4 protein-coding genes are annotated in these 2,662 nt (G+C 65.5%); all 4 read right to left on the bottom strand.

Features of this window, described 5'->3' with window-relative positions:
* Positions 1-1,199 (bottom strand): LAGLIDADG family homing endonuclease (locus ACWEO7_RS39050; protein ID WP_452430826.1); only part of this gene is annotated, 1,199 nt, incomplete at its 3' end.
* A gap of 2 nt (positions 1,200-1,201) precedes the next feature.
* Positions 1,202-1,738: a hypothetical protein gene (locus ACWEO7_RS39045; protein ID WP_452430824.1), complete on the bottom strand. Its 537-nt coding sequence runs from the start codon at positions 1,736-1,738 to the stop codon at positions 1,202-1,204.
* Entirely contained in the window at positions 1,735-1,968 is a 234-nt protein-coding gene (locus ACWEO7_RS39040) for a hypothetical protein (RefSeq protein WP_452430822.1), read from the bottom strand. The genes ACWEO7_RS39045 and ACWEO7_RS39040 overlap by 4 nt, the downstream gene beginning before the upstream one ends.
* A complete protein-coding gene (locus ACWEO7_RS39035; protein WP_452430820.1) occupies positions 1,965-2,561 on the bottom strand; it encodes a hypothetical protein in 597 nt (198 codons plus the stop codon). The genes ACWEO7_RS39040 and ACWEO7_RS39035 overlap by 4 nt, the downstream gene beginning before the upstream one ends.
* Positions 2,562-2,662: the final 101 nt, after the last annotated feature.

The following is a 2,662-nucleotide window of genomic DNA, read 5'->3' as shown; positions in this document are numbered from 1 at the left end:
CCGTTGCGCCCCACATACTTCGACGCCGATCCACGCTCGGTGTCGATCACCGCGACGTTCTCGCCCAGCCCGAACGCCAGCATCAGCGCCGTGTATGTGTTGTGCGTCGGAATGCAATGCGAGGTGACATACATGCGGCTCGGGTGCTCGATGGCGATACAAACCGCGTCGTGGTGTCGGACCTGCTGGACGGCGACGATCGCACGCCGCGCCGGATATTTCGTACGCGGAGTAAACCGCTCCGCCTTGACCTTAAATGGATTCATGCCGCGTGGCGGGCAGATCGCGAGCCTCCAGGAGACTGCTCCCGAGCGCCGCTCGCCATTGTGGACGAACACTGGCACGCGCGAGGACCGATGGACGGTGCATCCGAGCGATTCCGCAAGGAATTGGACGTCGTCGGCGAGCTGTGGACTGGAGGTCGAGAATTCACAGGTGCGACCACCGGCATACCCGTCGGTGTCCAGCAATCCAGCCAGCAGCGCCTCACGCTTCTTCGCGGACGCGAACAAGTAACGCCGCGGGATCGCCTTCTCGATAGAGAGTTTTCCCTGCAATCCAAGTTCGCGGAGGGCGTCGAGAACCGGATTGATGCCATGGCGCACGCCGACGATGCCGAAGTCGACCTCCTTCGACCAGCCGACGGTTGCGCCCACCGGCAGAGCTTCGGCGACCGCTTGCCGGATAGCGGGATCGGGATTCGAGAAGACGACTCCCCGGCCCCGCAGGCTGCCGTCACCAATCAAAGCGCCAAGCAGCCAAGGGTCCAGCGGCATCGGCTCGACCTCCGGGAAGTCCATTGGCACGGCCATTGGCATCCAGTGATTGCGTTTGCCATCCGAATTGATCACACTCGCGGCGATTTCAGACAGCGGCTTTGCGGTCCCTGGGCGTCCCGCGGCACGGTCGAGAACCGTCTGCGTCACCCACAAGTGATCCGCCGTAGACTCTGCCGTGCTTCCATCGGTGAAGGTGATTCGATAGATCGGCTGGCGCCCTTGCGGATAGATGTTCACTACCCGGGTCACTTCGCCGTTGCCCGCGAACAACTCGTCGCCAATCGACAGCTCGCCAATCTCACGCCACCCGACCGGCGTTAGTACGGGCGCGTCTACGGGCTGCGCCTTCCCGGCGCCCGAGGGCCCTGTGAGGGCGATGCGAGCTTTGGCGGCTTCCTTGGTGGCTTCCTCGAATTCCATGCTCACGCCTCGATTCCCAGCAGCGGCACCGGCGATCCGGACAGCAGCTCGCGCACCACGTATTCCGCGGCGAGTTCCTTCGTCGCCGACACCACCGGCTTGCCCGGCTGGAGAGTGATGCCAGGAACCGGGCGGCCCTTCAAGGCAGCGGCTTTCGCCTGCCCGATCAGGTAGTCCGGGATGACCTCGACTTCGGTGAACAGGTCGCGGCGCCCGGCGTCGATGAGGATGGGGAGGATCTCATCCACCCGGCCCAGCTCTACGTGGGATTCGAGCTTGTCGGGGTACTCGGCGCGAACCCATTCCTCCAGGGCGTCGCGGTCGCTGATGACCGCTTCGTCCTTCGGGTCGGACTTGGTGACCCGCCCGAGTTTCCGGTCGTCGGCGGTGCGCGCGGCCACGCTGTCGCCGCGGGCGATCTGCTCGCCCATGACTGCCTTGGCCTGCTTGAACTCCGCCATCACCAGATCGGCGAGGGTCTTCAACATGACGATCTTGTAAGCCAAATCGGCGTTGGTGAACGCCTCGATCTCGGTCACTGATGCTCCTCGAGGTGGGCGAGGATCGCCCCTGTCAGGTCGTGGATTTCGCGGATGTGGTCGATGCCGTGGCTGGTGCAGTGGGTGATATCCCTCGACGGCTGCTGCGAGTCGTAGCCGGTGACGAACAACCGGCCGGAGAAGTCGAGGCGGTACTCCGTGCAGGCGACGCCGTCGGGCTGCACCAGGTAGAAGTCCTCGACACCGGGGATGGGGCGCTTGAAGCTCACGCGCTCACCCCCAGCGCGGTCATGGACAGACCCCACCGCTCCAGCTGCCGCAGCGAAACCCGGTACTGCTCCTCCAGCCAGCGGACAGCCGAGTCATGGTCGTAGCTCAGCCACTGGCGGGCGAACCAGTACTCTTCCTTCGCGTGTTCGGCTTTCAGCAGCGTCGAGCGATGCCGGCGTCCGGCGTTGATCGCCGACTCCGGGACCGCGGCGATGCGGGTGCCCGCCACCCACACCGACCACATACCGCCCGGCTCTGGGAGCCCGAGGTGGCGGCTGGCCTTCGGCAGGATCCCCGTCGGGGTGGTGATGTCCTCACGCAGGATCACCTCCACGAACACCGGCCGGGACGGTGCCGAACGCTCATCAGCGATCGCGGTAGCCTCGGCCACGGATTCGGCGCGATCCCCCAACGCATCGGGGTCGTCGGGGTCGGTCCAGGCCGCGAAGCACATCAACACCTGAGCGGCCTTCTCCGGCTCGTCGCGGCACCACTTCGCCAAGTCCTCATGCAGTTCCCGGGGATCGGTGCGAATCTTGTCGGCCAAACGCAGGGCTTCCGCGGCGATCTCGTCATGCGTAGAGAAGGTCATGACGCCGCCTTCGGGGACTGGCGGCGCTGCTCCTGGTAGCAGGGCTCGCACATTCCCTTGCCGCCGAAGCGGCGCTGCCCCGGCTGCGCGGTGCTCCGGGA

Source organism: Nocardia sp. NPDC004260 (genome assembly GCF_053603155.1).
Note: the sequence above shows the minus strand (reverse complement) of the source record. Positions and strands in the feature narration are given on the sequence as shown.